Annotated in this window: 20 protein-coding genes; 13 read left to right on the top strand and 7 right to left on the bottom strand. The window is 63.6% G+C overall.

Annotated features, from left to right (window positions below):
* The first annotated feature begins 39 nt into the window (after positions 1–39).
* Together purQ and I6F17_RS12515 are read left to right on the top strand one after the other, a co-directional pair.
* On the top strand, positions 40–741 hold the full coding sequence (gene purQ / locus I6F17_RS12520) for a phosphoribosylformylglycinamidine synthase subunit PurQ (RefSeq protein ID WP_036043486.1): 702 nt from the start codon (positions 40–42) through the stop codon (positions 739–741).
* The gene (locus I6F17_RS12515) at positions 738–1,712 is read left to right on the top strand and encodes a tripartite tricarboxylate transporter substrate binding protein BugD (RefSeq protein WP_225128949.1); all 975 of its coding nucleotides are present in this window, start codon (positions 738–740) and stop codon (positions 1,710–1,712) included. The genes purQ and I6F17_RS12515 overlap by 4 nt, the downstream gene beginning before the upstream one ends.
* Before the next feature lie 47 nt (positions 1,713–1,759).
* On the opposite strand, the gene I6F17_RS12510 is transcribed toward I6F17_RS12515, so the two are convergent.
* Positions 1,760–2,158 (bottom strand): RidA family protein, encoded by a 399-nt coding sequence (locus I6F17_RS12510; RefSeq protein WP_074448244.1) that lies wholly within the window; start codon positions 2,156–2,158, stop codon positions 1,760–1,762.
* A gap of 138 nt (positions 2,159–2,296) precedes the next feature.
* Here I6F17_RS12510 and I6F17_RS12505 point away from each other — a divergent pair, with 138 nt between their 5' ends.
* From I6F17_RS12505 to I6F17_RS12495, 3 genes are all read left to right on the top strand, one after another.
* Entirely contained in the window at positions 2,297–2,902 is a 606-nt protein-coding gene (locus tag I6F17_RS12505) for a TetR/AcrR family transcriptional regulator (protein WP_225128968.1), read from the top strand.
* 143 nt (positions 2,903–3,045) lie between these two features.
* The gene (locus I6F17_RS12500; protein ID WP_225128952.1) at positions 3,046–3,783 is read left to right on the top strand and encodes a tetratricopeptide repeat protein; all 738 of its coding nucleotides are present in this window, start codon (positions 3,046–3,048) and stop codon (positions 3,781–3,783) included.
* 140 nt (positions 3,784–3,923) lie between these two features.
* A complete protein-coding gene (locus I6F17_RS12495; protein ID WP_225128954.1) occupies positions 3,924–4,349 on the top strand; it encodes a GFA family protein in 426 nt (141 codons plus the stop codon).
* Positions 4,350–4,362: 13 nt separating this feature from the next.
* Here I6F17_RS12495 and I6F17_RS12490 read toward each other — a convergent pair whose 3' ends face one another.
* Positions 4,363–5,325, bottom strand: a complete 963-nt coding sequence (locus tag I6F17_RS12490; RefSeq protein WP_225128956.1) for a DMT family transporter — start codon at positions 5,323–5,325, stop codon at positions 4,363–4,365.
* 76 nt (positions 5,326–5,401) lie between these two features.
* Entirely contained in the window at positions 5,402–5,881 is a 480-nt protein-coding gene (locus I6F17_RS12485; RefSeq protein WP_025037294.1) for a PaaI family thioesterase, read from the bottom strand.
* Between the two features lie 186 nt (positions 5,882–6,067).
* On the opposite strand from I6F17_RS12485, the gene purL reads away from it, so the two are divergent.
* Positions 6,068–8,278: a phosphoribosylformylglycinamidine synthase subunit PurL gene (purL, locus tag I6F17_RS12480; RefSeq protein WP_225131923.1), complete on the top strand. Its 2,211-nt coding sequence runs from the start codon at positions 6,068–6,070 to the stop codon at positions 8,276–8,278.
* A 124-nt stretch (positions 8,279–8,402) separates the two neighbouring features.
* Here purL and I6F17_RS12475 read toward each other — a convergent pair whose 3' ends face one another.
* Positions 8,403–9,590 carry an acyltransferase gene (locus tag I6F17_RS12475; RefSeq protein WP_085974758.1) on the bottom strand — a complete coding sequence of 396 codons (1,188 nt, stop codon included), beginning with the start codon at positions 9,588–9,590 and terminating at the stop codon, positions 8,403–8,405.
* Between the two features lie 175 nt (positions 9,591–9,765).
* Here I6F17_RS12475 and I6F17_RS12470 point away from each other — a divergent pair, with 175 nt between their 5' ends.
* Positions 9,766–9,939 carry a DUF1328 domain-containing protein gene (locus I6F17_RS12470; protein WP_007612121.1) on the top strand — a complete coding sequence of 58 codons (174 nt, stop codon included), beginning with the start codon at positions 9,766–9,768 and terminating at the stop codon, positions 9,937–9,939.
* 104 nt (positions 9,940–10,043) lie between these two features.
* Here I6F17_RS12470 and I6F17_RS12465 read toward each other — a convergent pair whose 3' ends face one another.
* Positions 10,044–10,403, bottom strand: coding sequence for a DUF427 domain-containing protein (locus I6F17_RS12465; protein WP_036043505.1), 360 nt, complete (start codon positions 10,401–10,403; stop codon positions 10,044–10,046).
* A gap of 197 nt (positions 10,404–10,600) precedes the next feature.
* On the opposite strand from I6F17_RS12465, the gene I6F17_RS12460 reads away from it, so the two are divergent.
* The gene (locus tag I6F17_RS12460) at positions 10,601–10,837 is read left to right on the top strand and encodes a BolA family transcriptional regulator (RefSeq protein ID WP_036012929.1); all 237 of its coding nucleotides are present in this window, start codon (positions 10,601–10,603) and stop codon (positions 10,835–10,837) included.
* Positions 10,838–10,879: 42 nt separating this feature from the next.
* Entirely contained in the window at positions 10,880–12,073 is a 1,194-nt protein-coding gene (locus I6F17_RS12455) for a low temperature requirement protein A (protein WP_225131934.1), read from the top strand.
* 11 nt (positions 12,074–12,084) lie between these two features.
* Here I6F17_RS12455 and egtD read toward each other — a convergent pair whose 3' ends face one another.
* Positions 12,085–13,056 carry an L-histidine N(alpha)-methyltransferase gene (gene egtD, locus I6F17_RS12450; RefSeq protein ID WP_225131924.1) on the bottom strand — a complete coding sequence of 324 codons (972 nt, stop codon included), beginning with the start codon at positions 13,054–13,056 and terminating at the stop codon, positions 12,085–12,087.
* Positions 13,057–13,104: 48 nt separating this feature from the next.
* Positions 13,105–14,400, bottom strand: coding sequence for an ergothioneine biosynthesis protein EgtB (gene egtB / locus I6F17_RS12445; RefSeq protein ID WP_225131925.1), 1,296 nt, complete (start codon positions 14,398–14,400; stop codon positions 13,105–13,107).
* Positions 14,401–14,639: 239 nt separating this feature from the next.
* Between egtB and grxD the strand changes: the two genes are divergently transcribed.
* Genes grxD through I6F17_RS12425 form a run of 4 tightly spaced genes read left to right on the top strand, consistent with a single transcriptional unit; the run spans position 14,640 to position 18,115 of the window.
* Entirely contained in the window at positions 14,640–14,966 is a 327-nt protein-coding gene (gene grxD / locus I6F17_RS12440; RefSeq protein WP_018647423.1) for a Grx4 family monothiol glutaredoxin, read from the top strand.
* Between the two features lie 3 nt (positions 14,967–14,969).
* A complete protein-coding gene (locus I6F17_RS12435; RefSeq protein WP_225131926.1) occupies positions 14,970–15,521 on the top strand; it encodes an O-acetyl-ADP-ribose deacetylase in 552 nt (183 codons plus the stop codon).
* A 46-nt stretch (positions 15,522–15,567) separates the two neighbouring features.
* Positions 15,568–16,854 carry a serine hydrolase domain-containing protein gene (locus I6F17_RS12430; protein ID WP_225131935.1) on the top strand — a complete coding sequence of 429 codons (1,287 nt, stop codon included), beginning with the start codon at positions 15,568–15,570 and terminating at the stop codon, positions 16,852–16,854.
* A 1-nt stretch (position 16,855) separates the two neighbouring features.
* On the top strand, positions 16,856–18,115 hold the full coding sequence (locus tag I6F17_RS12425; protein WP_225131927.1) for a serine hydrolase domain-containing protein: 1,260 nt from the start codon (positions 16,856–16,858) through the stop codon (positions 18,113–18,115).
* Positions 18,116–18,212: the final 97 nt, after the last annotated feature.

The raw sequence follows: 18,212 nt of genomic DNA, 5'->3' as shown, positions 1-18,212 counted from the left end.
TGGCCAGCTTCGATTCCCAGCCGCGTCGGAACCTCTGCCATGAAAGCCGCCATCCTCGTCTTTCCCGGAATCAACCGCGAGCGCGACATGGCGCGCGCGTTGAGGCTGATCTCCGGCAGCGAGCCCGCGATGGTCTGGCACGCCGAGACCGCGCTGCCTGCGGGCACCGATCTCGTCGTCGTGCCCGGCGGCTTCTCCTACGGCGATTACCTGCGCTGCGGCGCGATTGCGGCGCGTGCACCGGTGATGGATGCGGTGCGCGACTATGCGGCCAAGGGCGGCCTCGTGCTCGGTGTCTGCAACGGTTTTCAGATCCTCTGCGAGTCCGGCCTCTTGCCGGGCGTGCTGATGCGCAATGCGCGGCTGAAATTCATCTGCCGCGACGTGCATCTGCGCGTCGAGCGTTCCGACACGCCGTTCACGCGCGGTTACAATGCCGGCCAGGTGATCCGCGTGCCGGTCGCCCATGGCGAGGGCAATTACGAGGCGGATGAGGAGACGATCAAGCGCCTCGAAGGCGAGGGGCGGGTGCTCTATCGCTATTGCTCCGCTGCCGGCGAAGTCGACGATTTCAACAACATCAACGGCGCCGCGCATTCCATCGCAGGCATCGTCAACGACAAGGGCAACGTGCTCGGCATGATGCCGCATCCGGAAAACCACGTCGAAGACATCATGGGCTGCACCGATGGCCGCGGCCTGTTCGCCGGCCTTGCCCAGCATCTGGAAAAAGCTGCGTGATCTCGTTCGTGACGAGGCGTGCTCTCGCCGCGTTCGCGGCGCTAGTGTTCGCCAACGTCGCATCCGCGCAGGACTATCCCAAGCGTCCCATCAACATGATCGTGCCGTTCGCGGCCGGCGGCACCTCGGACGTGATCGCGCGCGCGGTGGCCGAGCAGATGGGCATCGCGCTCGGCCAGACCATCGTGATCGAGAATGTTGCGGGGGCCGGCGGCTCGACCGCGCTGGCGCGGGCCTCCCGCGCCGAGCCAGATGGTTATACGATTGCGATCGGCAATGCCGGCACCAATGCCGCGACCTACACGATCTATCCAAAACTGTCGTTCACGCCTGATTCCTTCGTGCCGATCGCGATGGTGGCGAAGACGTTCGGCATCATCGCGCTGCGCAAGGACTTTCCAGCGAAGGACCTGAAAGAGTTCATCGCCTATGCCAAGGCGAATCCGGGCAAGATCAATCTCGGCCATGCCGGCGTCGGCTCCTCGAACTATCTGATCTGCAAAAGCTTCGTCACAGCAGCCGGGATCGACGCGACGCTGATCGGCTATCGCGGCGCCGCGCCGGCGCTGACCGACGCGGTCGGCGGCCAGATCGACGGCGTCTGCGACGCGGCCGCCTCGGTGTCGCAGTCGATTAACGACAAGCTGGTGAAGGGCCTCGTGGTCGGCTCGACCGTTCGGCTCGCCACGCTGCCGGATCTGCCGACCTCGGCAGAAGCGGGCCTGCCCGAGTTCGAGGCACAAGGCTGGAACGGCCTGTTCGCGCCCAAGGGCACGCCGCAGGCCGTGATCGCCAAGCTGAATGCCGCGGCGCGCACAGCCGTCGAGACCGAAGCGGTGAAGAAGCGCTTCGCCGACCTGTCGACCGTCGCGCCCGATGCCGACGAGCACGCGCCCGACGTGCTGCAAAAGCTCGTGACGCGCGACGTCGAAAAGTACCGCAAGATGCTGGCGGACGACGCCAACAAGTAGCCCGGCCAAGTTGTCTGCTGGCGGCCGGCGTATGGCCGCCGGGAAGCTTACTGGAGCACAGGAATGCGGGCGATGACCTTGATCTCGAAGTCGAAGCCGGCAAGCCAGTTCACGCCGACAGCCGTCCAGTTCGGATAGGGAGGATCGCCGATCTCCTCGGCGCGAACGGCCATCACCGTCTCGATCTGGCTCGCCGGATCGGTGTGGAACGTGGTGACATCGACGACATCGTCCAGCGTGCATCCACCAGCGGCGAGCACGGCACGCAAATTGGCGAACGCGCGCCGGACCTGGTCCTCGAATACCGGTTCGGGCGAGCCGTCCTCGCGGCTGCCGACCTGTCCCGACACGAACAGCAGGTCGCCGGAGCGGATCGCCGCGGAGTACCGATGCACTTGATAGAGCGCGTGGCGGTTCGCGGGGAAGATTGCCTCTCGCTGGGGCATGGCAGGTACCTTTCAATCCATGGATGGGGGCGGTTGGACCGTGGGCGCTCCACGGGTGGCGCGTCACGGCAATTTCAGATACGTTTCGTATGTGAGATATCGCTCACATACGAGGCGTATGTCAAGAGGGGGCAGGGCATGGCAAACGGGAAGCGCGCTGCGGCGATGGCGGAAAATCGGGCCAGGCTCATCCGCGCCGCACGCGCGGCATTTGCCACGCAGGGCTACGCAGACGCATCGATGGACGAGATCACCGCGGCCGTCGGTCTGACGCGGGGCGCGCTGTATCACAACTTCGAAGACAAGAAGGGGCTGCTCTGGGCCGTCGTCGAGCAGATCGACGGTGAAATGGCGGAGCGGCTCCGCATCGTCCGGGAGCAAGCGCCCAGCCCGTGGCTGGGTCTGCTCGCGGAGGGAAGCGCCTATATCGAGATGGCGCTCGAACCCGAGATTCAGCGCATCATGCTTCTGGATGGACCTGCGGTGCTCGGCGATCCCTCCAAATGGCCCGGCGAGAACGCCTGTCTCGATATCACCATGCGAACGATCCGTGCGCTGATCGAGGAGGGAATCGTGAAGCCGGTCGATGTCGAAGCGGCGGGGCGGTTGCTGAACGGGGCTGCGCTCAGCGCCGCCTTGTGGGTCGCGGCAGCCGACAATCCCAAGAATGTGCTGAGCAAGGCCGTCGACGCGTTTCGAGTGCTGGCGAGTGGATTGCTACGCGAGGCGCGTGAACCTGCATAGGTTTTGCGGCGACTGACTCCTCGTCACCATTACGGCGCGCGTTCGGGTTCGCTGATCCTTGCCGGCTGAGCAACTCAAAGTTGTTTCATCGGTTCGATTGCGATAGCAGGAGGCTGGCTGTCGTAGTGCTTTCCGGATGTCACATGCCCGTTGCTTTGGTCGTTCTGCTGCTCGATATCACGCTGATCTATCACGCCTCGCGAACTGGACGGTTGCGGCCCTGGGCCTTCATCATCCTGCTGGTGCCGATGATGGGCGCGATCGCCTATATCGCGGTCGAGCTCATTCCCGAATGGTTTTCCAGCCCCGGTGCCCGGCAGGCGCGCCAGCGTGTCGCCAATCGCCTCGATCCCGAGAAGCGCTATCGCGAGCTGTCCGACCAACTCGCCGGCACCGACACCATCGCCAACCGTGCGGCGCTGGCGGAAGAGTGCGCGAATATCGGCCGGTTCGGCGAAGCTGAAGCGCATTATGATCACATCCTGAAGCTGCCGATGGGCCACGATCCCGCCTACGCGCTGCGCAGGGCGCAGGCGCAATTTGCCGCCAGCCGCCCGGCCGATGCGCTGGCGACGCTGGACGATCTGCAGAAGCAATGGCCCGATTTCGATTCCGCCGACGCGCATCTGCTCTATGCCCGCGCGCTCGCCGAGGTCGGACGTGTCGACGAGGCGCTGGAGGAATATCACGCGCTCGCCGGTTACTTCCCCGGCGCCGAGGCGCGGGTGCACTACGGCATGCTGCTGCAAACGGTCGGCCGCACCGCAGAGGCGCGCATGGTCTTCAACGAGCTCCTGATCCAGATGCGGCGAGCGCCGAAATATCTGCGCAAGGCGCAGGCGGAGTGGCTGTTGGTCGCGGAGAAGCAGTTGTCGGCGTGAGGAGTCCGGCCCCCGTGAGTTGTTTTGATGCCTTGGGCGATTCCTTTTGATTGTTCGGCCCACATTTGAGAGAACGTTCCTGCCCGTTGACGTCGCCGAGACGGCCTCGTCGTTCGCACCAACGCCAGGAAGCATGCCACATGGTGATTGACACAAACGTACGGGCTGGTCAGTGCCATTGCGGAGCGGTGCGTTTCGAGGCGACGCTGAGTGACGGTTTCAATTCGATCCGCCGCTGCACCTGCTCTTACTGCCGGATGCGCGGCACCGTCGTCGTCATGGCGGAGATGGGCGGCATCAAGTTCCTGAAGGGCGAGGATGCGCTGACGAGCTACCGCTTCCATACCGGATCAGCGCAGCATTTCTTCTGTTCCCGCTGCGGAATCTACACGCATCATCAGCGTCGATCGGACCAGGATCTGTATGCTGTCAATGTGGCTTGCCTTGACGGGGTAAGTCCGTTCGATTTTCCTGAGGTGCCCGTCATGGACGGTGTCAATCACACCAACGACACCGGCAAACCGACGCGCCGTGCAGGTACCCTCCGCTTTATTTCGGCGGATTGACCATCGCCGTTGGCTACCGCCACTTCAACCGCTCAGCAGGCACCGTCATCGCGGAAACACCGGCCATCACCAGCAATAACCCCAGTGCGAGGTTCGACGGCACGCTCTCGCCGAGCAGCAGCACCGAGAGGCCGACGCCGATCGGAATGCGCAAATAGCCTTGGGCGTTGGTCGTCAGCGTGCCGAGCCGGCCGAGGCAGACGTAGAACAACATCAGGCCGAGCGCGCTCGAGACGATGCCCATGACGATGGTGGCGACGATCGCGGTCGGCGTTGGTTGCAGCGTCCAGGGCTGGTCGATCAGCAGTGAGGGCGGCAGCAGCACGAGGCCGCCGAACAGTAGCGAGCCGGCTGCCACCACCATCGGATCGTATTCGGACAGGCGGAGACCGAAGATCGTCGCGCAGGCAAAGGAGATGGTGGCGAGCAGGATCGCGATCTCTGCCACGATCTCGCTGCCGAGGCCGCGTAGCGCGTCGAGGCCAACGATGGCGACGGTGCCGGCGAGTCCCAAAATCGCACCAGTGAGCTTGAGTAGCGTCGCCGGCTCGTGCCGCGTGATCAGCGAGGTGATCAGGAAGGCGAAGATCGGCGTGGTCGAGGCCAGCACCACCGTGTTCGAGGCCGGCACATATTGCTGCGACCAGGTGATGATCAGGAACGGGAAGGTCGAGTTGATCAGCTGCTGGGTCGCGAACAGCTTCCATGCTTTCGCGTCGGTGGGGATCCTGGTGCCGCGCATCCACAGGATCGCGAACAGGAAGGCGGCGGCGATCAGCGAGCGCGCCGAGATGAAGGTGATGGGCGGGATCGTGGGAAGCGCCAGCTTGGTCAGCGGATAGGTCGAGCTCCAGCAGCAGGCGAGCGCCAGCAGCAGCGCATAATCGCGCCAGTTGCGTGCGCCGGTGGCGATGGACGGCAACGGCGTTGATGCGGCCGCCGTCGCGCGACCCGCCTCGGATGTGCTCTGCGGCACCTTGTTCTTGCTCCCCGGCGCAAACGCGCTTGCCGGCGAGTCTGGGCGAAGGCGCGCGAAAAGGGAAGGCGGAGAGCTATGCGTTTGGCTGAGGGAGTGCCTTCCGCTTCATCCGCTTGATCGTTCCGGAAAAGGTCAGCAGCAGCCGCTCGCCGGACATCATCTTGCCGCGCAGGAAGATCAGCGAGCCGCCGGCGCGGGTGACCTCGCCGGTGCATTCGATCAGCTCGCCCTCGCGTGCCGCATCGAGGAATTCGCAGGCGAAATTGGTCGTCACCGCCCGGCTGTCCAGGACATGGGTGGCGATCGCAAACAGCGAATAGTCGGCAAAGGCCATGTAGCAGCCGCCATGGACGTTGCCGGAGCCATTGAGGTGCTTCTTCTCGACGCGGAAGGCGCTGCGGACGCTGCCGTCGGCCTCGATCCGGTGCCAGAACGGGCCGACATGGGACTCAAAACTGTCGCGAATCCAGGTCCGCCAGCCCACAAATTCGCCCTCGGTGGCGACGTGGAGGTCGGGGCGGCGGGGCGGGGGCGCTTTGGTCAATTCGTGCAAGGAAATAGGCCTTCAATTGCGGGTCTTTAGACCTTAAATCCGATCCGACCGCGCCGTGCAATTCCCGTTCCCGCCGGCCCTGCCGGCGCAAAACGTGGGACAGCGGGAAAATGCGCCATAAAGGGCTTTTCGAAGCCGTCCGATGTTCCTAAGAACGGCCAAACCGCCGCCGAAAGCCTCGAATCCATGAAGAACGAACCCAAGATCACCCCCGAACTGGTTGCCGCCCACGGGCTCAAGCCCGACGAGTATGAGCGCATCCTGAAGCTGATCGGGCGGGAGCCGACCTTCACCGAGCTCGGCATCTTCTCGGCGATGTGGAACGAGCATTGCTCGTACAAATCCTCGCGCATCCATCTGCGCGGCCTGCCGACGAAAGCGCCCTGGGTGATCCAGGGCCCCGGCGAGAACGCCGGCGTGATCGACATCGGCGACGGCCAGGCCGTGGTCTTCAAGATGGAGAGCCACAACCATCCGAGCTATATCGAGCCTTACCAGGGTGCGACCACCGGCGTCGGCGGCATCCTGCGCGACGTCTTCACCATGGGCGCGCGCCCGATCGCCTGCCTCAATGCGCTGAGCTTCGGCGCGCCCGAGCACCCGAAGACGCGGCATCTCGTCTCCGGCGTCGTGGCGGGCGTCGGCGGCTACGGCAATTCCTTCGGCGTGCCGACGGTGGGCGGCCAGGTGCGCTTCCACACCCGCTACGACGGCAACATCCTCGTCAATGCCATGGCGGTGGGCCTCGCCGACGCCGACAAGATCTTCTATGCGGCGGCCTCCGGCGTGAACATGCCGATCGTCTATTTGGGCTCCAAGACCGGCCGCGACGGCATCCACGGCGCCTCGATGGCCTCGGCCGAGTTCGACGACAAGTCCGAGGAGAAGCGCCCGACCGTGCAGGTCGGCGATCCCTTCGCCGAGAAGCTGCTGCTCGAAGCTTGCCTCGAGATCATGGAAAAGGGCTGCGTCATCGCGATCCAGGATATGGGCGCCGCCGGCCTGACCTGTTCGGCGGTGGAGATGGGCGCCAAGGGCGACCTCGGCGTCGACCTCGATCTCGACGCGGTGCCGACCCGCGAGACCGGCATGAGCGCCTACGAGATGATGCTCTCGGAGAGCCAGGAGCGCATGCTCATGGTGCTCAAGCCCGAGAAGGAAAAGGAAGCCGAGGAGATCTTCACGAAGTGGGGCCTCGACTTCGCCGTGGTCGGCTACACGACGCCGAGCAAGCGCTTCGTGGTCAAGCATGGCGGCGACGTCATGGCCGATTTGCCGATCAAGGAGCTCGGCGACGAGGCGCCGGTCTATGACCGCCCGCACGTCCCATCCACCGCGCTGCCGGTCGTGCATGCCCGCGACGTGGCGGCGCCGATGGGCCTCGGACCTGCGCTGGAAAAGCTGATCGGCACGCCGGACATGTGCTCGAAGCGCTGGGTCTGGGAGCAGTACGATCACGTCATCCTCGGCAACACCATGCAGCGTCCCGGTGGCGACGCCGCCGTCGTGCGCGTGCAGGACGGGCCGAAGGGCCTCGCGCTCACTGTCGACGTCACGCCGCGCTATTGCGAGGCCGATCCTTATCAAGGCGGGATGCAGGCGGTGGCGGAAGCCTGGCGCAACATCACCGCTGTCGGCGGCAAGCCGCTCGCGATCACCGACAATCTCAACTTCGGCAATCCTGAAAGGCCCGAGATCATGGGCCAGTTCGTCGGCTGCCTGAAGGGCATCTCGGAAGCCTGCCGCACGCTGGACTTCCCGGTCGTGTCCGGCAACGTCTCGCTCTACAACGAGACCAACGGCCGCGCGATCCTGCCGACGCCCTCGATCGGCGGTGTCGGCCTGCTCGACGATTTCACCAAGTCGGCGTCGCTCGCCTTCAAGGCCGAGGGCGAGGCGATCCTGCTGATCGGCGAGACCCATGGCTGGCTCGGCCAGTCCGTCTATCTGCGCGACATTTGCGGTCGCGAGGAGGGCGCGCCGCCGCCGGTCGATCTCGCGGCCGAGAAGCGCAACGGCGATTGCGTGCGCGGCATGATCCATGCGGGCACTGCGACCGCCGTGCATGATTTGTCGGACGGCGGCCTCCTGATCGCGCTGGCCGAGATGGCGATGGCGGGCGGCATCGGCGCCAAGCTGCTGGCGGCGCCGACTGCGCTGGTGCCGCAGGCCTACTGGTTCGGCGAGGACCAGGCGCGCTATCTCGTCACCGTGCCGGAAACCGAAGCCGGCCGCGTGCTCGCCAAGATGCGCGGCTGCGAGGTGCCCTGCGTGCGGATCGGCACCACCGGCGGCGATGCCATCGCGATCGCCGGCGAGGCGCCGGTTACGATCGACAGCTTGCGCAAATCGTACGAGCGCTGGCTGCCGGAATATATGGGTGGGAAGGCGGCATAAGGCGCTGCCACAAATCAGATCTGTAGCCGGATGGAGCGCAGCGTAATCCGGGACGGCTATCACTTGTGGCAAGGTCCCGGATTACGCTGCGCTCCATCCGGGCTACGGACCGAGAGACCGCGCCTCACAACACCTTCGACGCGCCCGGGATCTGCCGCAACGCTCGCGTCAGCGCCCAGCTCGCTGCGACAGTCAGTACGAACCCGACCGTGGCCTTGACGATCGCCGGCAGGTCATAGTCGAACAGCCAGTATTGCAGCCACAGCGCGATCGGATAGTGCACAAGGAACATGCCGAACGCGTCGCCCTGCATTGGATCGAGCAGCCTGGCTGAGCCTGATTGCTTGAATCTCTGGAAAAGGGCCAGGATCAGAAACATGATGGCCACGCTGAAGACGGTGAAGCAGATGGCATAAAGCGCTTCATACCAGTCCGGCAACGGTGACGGGTTGCCCAGTATTTCGCGCTTGATGAAGATCAGCCCCCACAACAGGCAATACGGAACGATCGCCAGGACCATCCAGTCCCAGCTGACCTTTGCCATGCGGCCGTCGACAGAGAGCAGCCCACGATCCATTTGCGCAACGCCGATGCCGGCACCGAAAAAGAAATAGGTCGCGTACAGCATCACGCGCCCGTGCTGGACCGAGAACGGCCCGAACTCGAACCAGCTGCTGTGTCCGTAGTGAACCAGCCCGGGAATGTAGAACGCGGCGGTGACCGCCAGCATGACCGCAAAGAACACGGCGGGCCGGCGGCGACCATGTAGCGAGAGGCGATTGATCGGATCGAGTAGGTTGGGTGACAGCCGGTACAAAAGGCAGGCAACCAGGTCGAAGGCGAACAAGACCCACAGGAACCAGATCGGCCCGCTCGGCCACGGGCCTTTCGTGACCATATTCCACCAGAATTCCGCAAAACCGATCTCGGGATGCTGCCGCAGGGAGATCGCGTAATAGGCGAGTGGAATCACCGTAAGGGCGCAGATCGCGAAGGGTAGGCCAAGCCGAAGCAGACGATCTGCCAAATAGCTCCGGACTCCCTTCCGGGCGATGCCAGACCAGGCGAACAGTCCCGACAGGAAGAAGAACATCGCCATGAAGAAGCTGTCGGTGGCGAGCACGATCATGTCGAAGCCGAAGAAATAGCTCGGATCGGTATGACCGAAATAGGTATAGGGGATCACCGCGTGATGCAGCAGCACCACCAGAGTGAGGAAGGTGCGCGCGCGATCGATCGCCAGATTGCGAACCTTGCTCGTGGGCGCGGCATGCACCTCCGCGCCGATCGTCGCTGAATGTGACATCGTCATCGTGGCCGCCCCGATCCTGACCTCGGCGGGACTCTGCCGCCGGGAACTCGATTCAGCAAGGGCAGTTTGTTCGGTAGGTCGCCCCCGACCACCTCTAGGAACCAGTTCCTCGCAGCGATGTTAGCGTTCGCCGAAAACAGCGTAGGCCGTGAGACGCGGCAGTTCGGAGCTGGCGATGACGATCCTGAAATGGGCGCTGATCTTCCTCCTTGTCTCGATCGTGGCCGGCGTGCTCGGCTTCACCGGCATCTCGGCCGCCTCGGCCGACATCGCCCGCTTCCTGTTCTACGTCTTCGTCGTGATCTTCCTGGTGCTGCTGATATTGGGACTCACGATCTTCAGGGCGTAGCTGATTCAGCCCTCTCCGCCGTCATGGCCGGCTCGACCCGGCCTCCACGCCTTACCGCGTGCAGAACGTGGATGCCCGGGCATGACGATTGGGGGTTGCGGCGCTTATCCCACTTCCTCGATCTTCACTTTGTCCGGATAGAACGCGAGATGGCCTGAAATCTCCGTCATCGCGGGGAAGGGTGTCTCGTAGGTCCAGATCGCGTTGTCCAGCGTCTTGCCGTCGGCCTTGACGCTGTAATAGTTCGCGTCTCCCTTGTAGGGGCAATGGGTGACACGGTCGGTACGCTCCAACAGGGCCATGTTGGCGTCCTCCCGCGGTACATATTGCACTGCCGGATATCTGGCCTCTTTCAAGGTCAGCGCCTTGCTGGTCTCGGCGATCACGATGTCACCCGCCGTGACGCGGACGCGCCGGGGATTTGGGGTGATGGTGATCGGGTGGTCGGGCCCTGGAAGCTTCATGATTTCACGCCTTTTCGATCAATCTGCCGCGCGCGGCACTTTGTCGTGCCTTTGTCCTGATGGGATCAGGGATATAGTGCCGGAAAGCGTGACGTAGAAGGCCGTTCACGCTAAGTTTGACCTTGCCGGCGAGGGGACCCCCGGCAGCGATTCGATGATGAGGCTGCTTTGCAGCCGAGATAAGGAGCAAGACCCGAATGCCCATGGACGCCCACGATATCGAGGCGATGATCAAGGCAGCGATCCCCGATGCCGAGGTGACCATCCGTGATCTCGCCGGCGACGGCGACCACTATGCCGCGACCGTGATCTCGGAATCCTTCCGCGGCAAGTCGCGCGTCCAGCAGCACCAGATCGTCTACCAGTCCCTGCGCGGCCAGATGGGCGGCGTGCTGCACGCGCTGGCGCTGCAGACCGGCGTACCAGGTAACTGACGAAGCTGCACCTGACCTGACCAGCGCCACGAGGGGACGATGATGGCTGCGGACAATCCGCACGGCGCGATGTTCCGCGTCATCACGCCGAACCGGCACAGCCGCGTGACCTATGCCGAGCTATTCTTCGATCTCGTCTTCGTCTTTGCCGTCACGCAAGTCTCGCACGCCCTGCTGCATCATTTCACGCCGATCGGCGCGGTGCATGTCGCGGTGCTGTTCCTGGCAGTGTGGTGGGTGTGGGTCTTCACGGCCTGGGTCACCAACTGGCTCAATCCCGAGCTGACGCCGGTCCGCCTGCTGCTGTTTGCGATGATGCTAGGCGGCCTCGTGCTGTCGACCTCGATCCCGACCGCGTTCGAGGGGCGTGGCCTGTGGTTCGCCATCGCCTACGCGGCCATGCAGGTCGGACGCACCGCGTTCTGGCTGTTCGCAACGCCGGCGCACAGGACGGCTGTGCGACACAATGCGATCCGCATCCTGGCCTGGTTCTCCGTCTCCGCGATCTTCTGGATTCTCGGCGGCCTCGCCCATCACGAGGCGCGGCTGTGGTTCTGGATCGCGGCGCTTGCGATCGAATACGTCTCGCCCGCGCTCCGCTTCTGGGTCCCCAGGCTCGGCTTCTCCTCGGTCGAGGCCTGGGCCGTCGAGGGCGGCCACATGGCCGAGCGCTGCTCCCTCTTCGTCATCATTGCGCTCGGCGAAGCCGTCATCGTCAATGGCGCGACCTTCGCCGAGCTGGAATGGACCGCCGCCAACATCACGGCCTTCGTCTCGGCACTGGTCGGTGCCATCGCGATGTGGTGGGTTTATTTCCACAAGGGCGCGGAAGCCGGCTCCGAGTGGATCTCCAGGTCCACCGAATCCGGCCGTCTGGCGCGGCTCGCCTACACCTATCTGCACCTGCCGATCGTTGCCGGCATCATCTTGACGGCGGTGTCCGACGAATTGGTGCTGAAGCATCCGACGGGCCATTCCGACGCCCGCACGGTTCTGAGCACGATCGGCGGCCCGCTGGTGTTTCTGATCGGCACCATCCTGTTCAAGCACGCGGTCCGCGGCTTCCTCCAGCTCTCGCACGGCATCGGCATCATCCTGCTGCTGGTGCTGTGGTGGTTCGCGTCGGAACTGTCGCCGCTGTGGTTGTCAATGGTGACGAGCGCCATCTTAATCGTGGTGGCGGTGTGGGAGTCGGTGTCGCTGGGGTCGACGTCCGCAGAGGCTGAGGAGCATTGAAGCCGCGGCTCTTACTCGGCGACCTCCAGCGCGTGCACCGAGAACATCTTCGCCGGGTCCGTCCAGCTCTCGCGCACGCACCAGCCCGCGCCCTGGGCCAGCGCGGCAAAACGCGCGGTGCTGTATTTGTAGCTGTTCTCTGTGTGGATGCTTTCGCCCGGGCGGAACGAGAAGCTGGTGCCGAGCAGGCGCACGGTCTGGCTCTTCCTGCTGATCAGGTGCATCTCGATGCGGTGCCGCTCGCGGTTGTAGATCGCGCGATGGGTGAAGGCGGACAGGTCGAAATTGCCGCCGAGCTCGCGGTTGATGCGCACCAGCACATTGAGGTTGAAGCGCGCGGTGACGCCGGCCGCATCGTTATAGGCGTCGAAGAGGATCCGCTCGTCCTTTTCGAGATCGGCGCCGATGATCATCTGCGCGCCCTTGCCGAGGATCTTGCGCGCGCTTTTCAGGAAGGCCTGCGCTTCTTGCGGCTCGAAATTGCCGATGGTGGAGCCGGGGAAGAAGCCGACCTTCGGCATGGATGCAACCTGCTTGGGCAGCTCGAACGGCGTCGTGAAATCGGCCGCCACCGGATAGATGCCGAGCGCCGGGAAATCCCGCTTCAGGCCGCTCGCCTGAGCCTTCAGGAAGTCGCCGGAGATGTCGACGGGGACATAGGCTGCGAATTTGCAATGATCGAGCAGCAGGCGCACCTTCGTGGTCGCGCCGGCGCCGAACTCCACCAGCGCGGCGTGCTCCGGGATGATGCTTGCGATCTCGCTTCCGCGCTCCTTCAGGATCGATAGCTCGGTGCGCGTCGGATAATATTCCGGCAGCTTGGTGATCGCCTCGAACAGCTCCGATCCGGTCGCGTCATAGAAATATTTCGGCGACAGCTTTTTCGGCTGCTGCGAGAGGTCCTCGATGGCCTCACGGGCGAAAGCGGTGGTCTGCTCGTCGGGAAGATGGGCCTCGGCCAAAGCGCTGGCGTGCACATTCATGATACTCTCCTGAACGCGCTGTCCGGCGCGCATCTGTCGTCGGAATACTTAGTCGTAATCGGCAAGCCGCAGCCCGGTGAACTGCCAGCGGTGGTGCGGATAGAAGAAGTTGCGATAGGTGGTACGACTGTGGCCCTGCGGAGTTGCAAGCGAGGAGCCGCGCAGCACCAGCTGGTTGACCATGAACTTGCCGTTGTACTCGCCGAGCGCGCCTTCGACGGCGCGATAGCCGGGGTAGGGCGCGTAGGAGCTGCGGGTCCATTGCCAGACGAGGCCGAAGGCGTCGTTGAGCTGGCCAGCGCGGGCCGCGACCTCCCATTCCATCTCGGTCGGCAGGTGTTTTCCGGACCAGCGCGCGAAGGCGTCCGCTTCGTAATAGCTGATGTGGCAGACCGGCGCGTCCGGATCGACCGGCTTGAGGCCGGCGAGCGTCATGACCTGCCATGCGCCGTCGACCTCGCGCCAATAGCCGGGGGCTTGCCAATCTTCCTTGCTGGCCGCGGCAAAGCCGTCCATCAGCCACAGGGTTGCGGTCCGGTAGCCGCCGTCCTGCATGAAGGCGAGCCATTCGGCATTGGTGACCAGATTGCGGGCGATCCTGACCGGACCGACCAGGGCGCGGTGCGCCGGCTTCTCGTTGTCGAAATGAAAGCCGTCGTCGACATGGCCGACGGTGTGGATGCCTTCGTTCAGTGCGAGCCAGTCATCGCCGCCGCGTGTTGCGGCCGGGAAGCGCCAGGCCGGGTCATACGCCGGATAGATCGGGTTCTGCGCAAAGGCATGCAGGATGTCGGTGAACATCAGCTCCTGATGCTGCTGCTCGTGATTGAGCCCGACCTCGACCAGCGGCGCGATTGCGCGGAGCTTGTCCGCGCCCGCCTCGCGGAAGAATTTGCCGACGGCCGTATCGACGTATTTGCGATAGGCGCCGACCTCGTCGGCGCTGGGGCGGGTGATGTCGCCGCGATGATTGCGAGCATGTCGCGGGCCGGCGCTGACGTAGTAGGAATTGAACAGGAACGCGAAATCGGGGTGGAAGGGCCGGTAGCCCGCAGCATGCTCGCCGAGCAGGAATTGCTCCCAGAACCAGGTCGTATGGGCCCGGTGCCATTTGGTCGGGCTGGCATCCGGCATGGACTGGATCTGCTGGTCCTCGGGCGACAGCGGTGCGGCCCGGCGTTCGGTCTCATTGCGGACAGTCGAGAACGCCGCTTCCAGCCGCTGGGCGAGGTCGTCCTCGCGGGAGGACCGTGACGAACGCAGGGAGGCCGTGGCTGAGGCTTGTTTCGTCACGTTTTTCTCCAGACAGGACAAGAGAACGTTGTTCGCACGACCCGGTTCCATGAACAGGGTTCGTCCTAGATAGGGGCTCCGTTACGGTATGAAAGTCCTCTGCGGCGATGATATTGATGTCATCAGCCTATGGACCCGGCTGGGGTCAATCCGGCCGCCGGGGACCCGTCGCCGCCATTTTACTTTGGATGCACAACGGTTTGGGCTACATATATGGGCAGGTATCGGGTTAAATCGGCTGAGCCGGCCCGAAGCAATTGGTGAGGGCTCTGCCCCAGAAGGACACGGATATGAGCATCGCGGAATTCATCGACAATGAAGTGAAGTCGAACGACGTGGTTCTGTTCATGAAGGGGACGCCGCAATTTCCGCAGTGCGGTTTCTCCGGCCAGGTGGTCCAGATCCTCGACCATATCGGTGTCGGCTATAAGGGCCTCAACGTTCTCGAATCCGCCGAGCTGCGCAACGGCATCAAGGAATATTCGAACTGGCCGACCATTCCGCAGCTCTATGTGAAGGGCGAGTTCATCGGCGGCTGCGACATCGTCCGCGAGATGTTCCAGGCCGGCGAATTGCAGCAGCTCTTCTCCGAGAAGGGCGTCGTCGTCGCGGCCTGACACGTGACCGTGCTGACGCGCCGGATTGGCGGCGCGGAGCTCGAGGTCATCGTCGCCGATATCACCACACTCGGCGTTGACGCCATCGTCAACGCCGCGAACACGTCGCTCCTTGGCGGGGGCAGCGTGGATGGCGCGATCCATGACGCCGCTGGTCCCGAGCTTCTCGCCGAATGTCAGACGCTCGGGGGATGCCCGACCGGCGATGGCAAGATCACGAAGGGCTATCGTCTGCCCGCCCGATACGTGATCCATGCCGTCGGTCCGGTCTGGCACGGCGGCACTCGCGGCGAGGCGGCGGCGCTTCGTTCCTGTTACCGCCGTGCGCTGGAGCTCTCCCAGGCCAATGGGCTGACTTCGCTGGCGTTCTCCGCGATCTCGACCGGCGTATATCGTTTTCCTGCCGACCAGGCGGCAAAGATCGCGGTCCATGCCGCCATCGAAGCCCTGCCTGCTGCGCCGCTGGTTGCGCACGTCATATTTTGTTGTTTCTCGGAGGCAAGCGCCGCCCTCCATTCGGATGTCTTGGCGCGGTACGGCAGCCCTTGTGCCTGATGACGCGGTCGGTACACTCCGAGGCGCCATGTTCCGGGGAGGGGATATGATTTCACAATTTGGACTGCGTGCGCTCGCCTGCGGCGCGTTGGTGTCGCTTGCCGCGATGTCGCCGGCGCACGCGGAGGGCACTTACGAAATTCCGGCCGGCGCGCATTTCAATCAGGAGAAGCTCGGCAGGATCACCGACTTCTTCAAGAACGAGGTCGCGACCGGCAAGATCGCCGGTGCAAACGTGCTGATCCAGCAGCATGGCAAGCCGGTCTATCACGAAGTCTTCGGCGTTCAGGACGTGGTCAGCAAGGCCCCGATCACGGACAAGACCATCTTCCGCCTGTCGTCGCTAACCAAGGTGATCACCTCCGTTGTGGCGATGCAACTGATCCAAGACGGAAAGATCAAGCTCGACGATCCCGTTTCGAAATACATTCCCTCCTTTGCAAATGTGAAGGTCGGTGAGGAGAAGAAGGCCGAGGACGGCACCAAGACGCTCGAGCTGGTACCACTGGCCCGGCCCATTACCATTCTCGATCTGATGCGCCATACCTCCGGGATAACCTACGGTTTCTACGGCGATAGTCTGGTTCGCAAGGCCTATCGCGACGCTAGCATCTACGCGGGCGAATTCGATCTCGCCGAGTTCGCCGAGCGGATCGCCAAGCTGCCGCTGCACAATCAACCCGGCGCACTCTGGCAGTACGGCCATTCCACTGACATTCTGGCGCGGATCATGGAAATCGTGTCCGGTAAGACATTGTTCGAACTCGAGAAGGAAAAGCTGCTCGATCCGCTCGGTATGACCGATACAGGCTTCTTCGTCACCGAACCGGAGAGACTGAAACGGCTCGCCCAGCCGCTGCCGAACGACAGCAATTTCCGGGTCGGCCGCGAGTACAGGACTGAGGTTCGCCAGAAGTGGGAATCCGCCAGCGGCGGCATGGTTTCGACTATGGCGGACTTTTCCCGCTTTGCGCAGATGCTGGTCAATGGAGGAACGTTCGAGGGCAAGACCTATCTCAGCCCGCAGACGTTTGAGCTAATGGCATCGGACCATGCAGGCAAGGACTCCGGCGTTGAGCGGGACTACTTCTATTTTCCCGGTGACGGTTTTGGCATGGGACTTGGGTTTGCCGTGCGCACCGATCCCGGTAATGCCAAACCTCCGCCGCCCGGCGATCTCGGGGAATTGAAATGGGACGGCGCCAGCGGTTGCTATTTGGTGGTTGATCGCAAGCAGGACATGTTCTTCCTGGTGCTGCAGCAGACCCCGAGCGAGCGCCAGCGCGTGCAGCGGACATTGAAGCAGCTGGTTTATGAAGCCATGGAGAAGTGACATGAACGGGCGCCGCGCGCTGTTCGCGGCGCTCGTTCTTTTGTTCGGCGCCGTAAGTGCGCGGGCGGGCTCGGAGGGCCGCGCGCACAGATTCACGCCCGAAGGCCTGGCAAAAGTCTCCGACTACATCAGGAACGAGATCGCGACCGGCAAATTTCCGGGGGCGATTCTGCTGCTCCAGCAACACGGCAAGCCGGTCTACTGCGAGAATTTCGGCGTCCGCGACGTCGCGACCCAACTTTCGATGAGCGCGGACACGATCTTCCGCCTCTATTCGATGTCCAAGCCGATCACCTCGGTCCTGGCGATGATGCTGGTCGAGGAGGGTAGGCTTGCGCTCAGCGATCCCGTCTCGAAATACATTCCGGCCTTTGCCGGCATGAAGGTCGGCGTCGAGAAGAAGGCCGAAGACAACAAGGTCTCGCTGGAGCTGGAGCCGCTCAAACGTCCGGTGACGATCGAGGATTTGATGCGGCATACCGCCGGGATCCCTTACGGCTATTATGGCGGGGACCTGGTGAATAAGCTCTATGCCGACGCCGGACTGTTCGACAGGAATTCGACCAACGCCGAACTGGTCGCGAAGATCACCGCGCTGCCGCTCGCCGAACAGCCCGGAGCGATCTGGGACTACGGTCACTCCACGGACGTGCTCGGACGCATCATCGAGCTGATCTCGGGGACATCGCTGCTCGAGTTCGCGAAGACGCGGCTGCTCGATCCACTCGGGATGAAGGACACGGCGTTCTACGTCGCCGATCCCGCCCAATGGCCGCGTATCGCCGAGCCGATGCCGCAGGATCGGGCGATCAGCCCGATCACGCAGGTTCGCGATATCAGGAAACCGCTGCGATGGGAGTCGGGCGGCGGCGGCCTCGTCGGCACGGTCGGCGATTATGCCCGCTTCTCGCAAATGCTGCTCAACGGCGGCACGCTTGAAGGTCGACGTTATCTGAAGCGGGAAACCATCGCCTTGATGGCGAGGGATCATATCGGTCCCGAAACCCGCGTCGAGCGCGACAAGCACTACTATCCGGGTGAGACCAGCGGCTACGGCCTCGGCTTCGCCGTGCGTATCGCGGTGCCGCCGGGCACGAACTGGCCGCTTGGCGAATATCGCTGGGACGGCGTTGGCGGCACCTTCTTCTTCATCGATCCCGAAGACGACCTGTTCGGAATCTTCATGGTGCAGACCCCCTCGCAGCGCGGCCGGATCCAGGTCGAGCTGAAGACGCTGATCTATCAGGCGATGGGGCGGTGAGACCTCTCCCCCTTTGCGTAGCCGGATGGAGCGAAGCGCAATCCGGGACGTCCTCACCGCGTGGATAGATCCCGGATTTCGCTGTGCTCCATCCGGG

This window comes from Bradyrhizobium sp. NBAIM18, from assembly GCF_020193825.1.
Taxonomy (GTDB): Bacteria; Pseudomonadota; Alphaproteobacteria; order Rhizobiales; family Xanthobacteraceae; genus Bradyrhizobium; species Bradyrhizobium yuanmingense.
Note: the sequence above shows the minus strand (reverse complement) of the source record. Positions and strands in the feature narration are given on the sequence as shown.

Excerpts from the sequence above, each read along its gene's own strand:
- purQ (WP_036043486.1), top strand. The coding sequence starts at position 40 with ATGAAAGCCGCCATCCTCGTCTTTCCCGGAATCAACCGCGAGCGCGAC.
- I6F17_RS12510 (WP_074448244.1), bottom strand. The coding sequence starts at position 2,158 with ATGCCCCAGCGAGAGGCAATCTTCCCCGCGAACCGCCACGCGCTCTAT.
- I6F17_RS12505 (WP_225128968.1), top strand. The coding sequence starts at position 2,297 with ATGGCAAACGGGAAGCGCGCTGCGGCGATGGCGGAAAATCGGGCCAGG.
- I6F17_RS12500 (WP_225128952.1), top strand. The coding sequence starts at position 3,046 with ATGCCCGTTGCTTTGGTCGTTCTGCTGCTCGATATCACGCTGATCTAT.
- I6F17_RS12495 (WP_225128954.1), top strand. The coding sequence starts at position 3,924 with ATGGTGATTGACACAAACGTACGGGCTGGTCAGTGCCATTGCGGAGCG.
- purL (WP_225131923.1), top strand. The coding sequence starts at position 6,068 with ATGAAGAACGAACCCAAGATCACCCCCGAACTGGTTGCCGCCCACGGG.
- I6F17_RS12475 (WP_085974758.1), bottom strand. The coding sequence starts at position 9,590 with ATGACGATGTCACATTCAGCGACGATCGGCGCGGAGGTGCATGCCGCG.
- I6F17_RS12470 (WP_007612121.1), top strand. The coding sequence starts at position 9,766 with ATGACGATCCTGAAATGGGCGCTGATCTTCCTCCTTGTCTCGATCGTG.
- I6F17_RS12465 (WP_036043505.1), bottom strand. The coding sequence starts at position 10,403 with ATGAAGCTTCCAGGGCCCGACCACCCGATCACCATCACCCCAAATCCC.
- I6F17_RS12460 (WP_036012929.1), top strand. The coding sequence starts at position 10,601 with ATGCCCATGGACGCCCACGATATCGAGGCGATGATCAAGGCAGCGATC.
- I6F17_RS12455 (WP_225131934.1), top strand. The coding sequence starts at position 10,880 with ATGGCTGCGGACAATCCGCACGGCGCGATGTTCCGCGTCATCACGCCG.
- egtD (WP_225131924.1), bottom strand. The coding sequence starts at position 13,056 with ATGAATGTGCACGCCAGCGCTTTGGCCGAGGCCCATCTTCCCGACGAG.
- egtB (WP_225131925.1), bottom strand. The coding sequence starts at position 14,400 with ATGGAACCGGGTCGTGCGAACAACGTTCTCTTGTCCTGTCTGGAGAAA.
- grxD (WP_018647423.1), top strand. The coding sequence starts at position 14,640 with ATGAGCATCGCGGAATTCATCGACAATGAAGTGAAGTCGAACGACGTG.
- I6F17_RS12430 (WP_225131935.1), top strand. The coding sequence starts at position 15,568 with ATGATTTCACAATTTGGACTGCGTGCGCTCGCCTGCGGCGCGTTGGTG.
- I6F17_RS12425 (WP_225131927.1), top strand. The coding sequence starts at position 16,856 with ATGAACGGGCGCCGCGCGCTGTTCGCGGCGCTCGTTCTTTTGTTCGGC.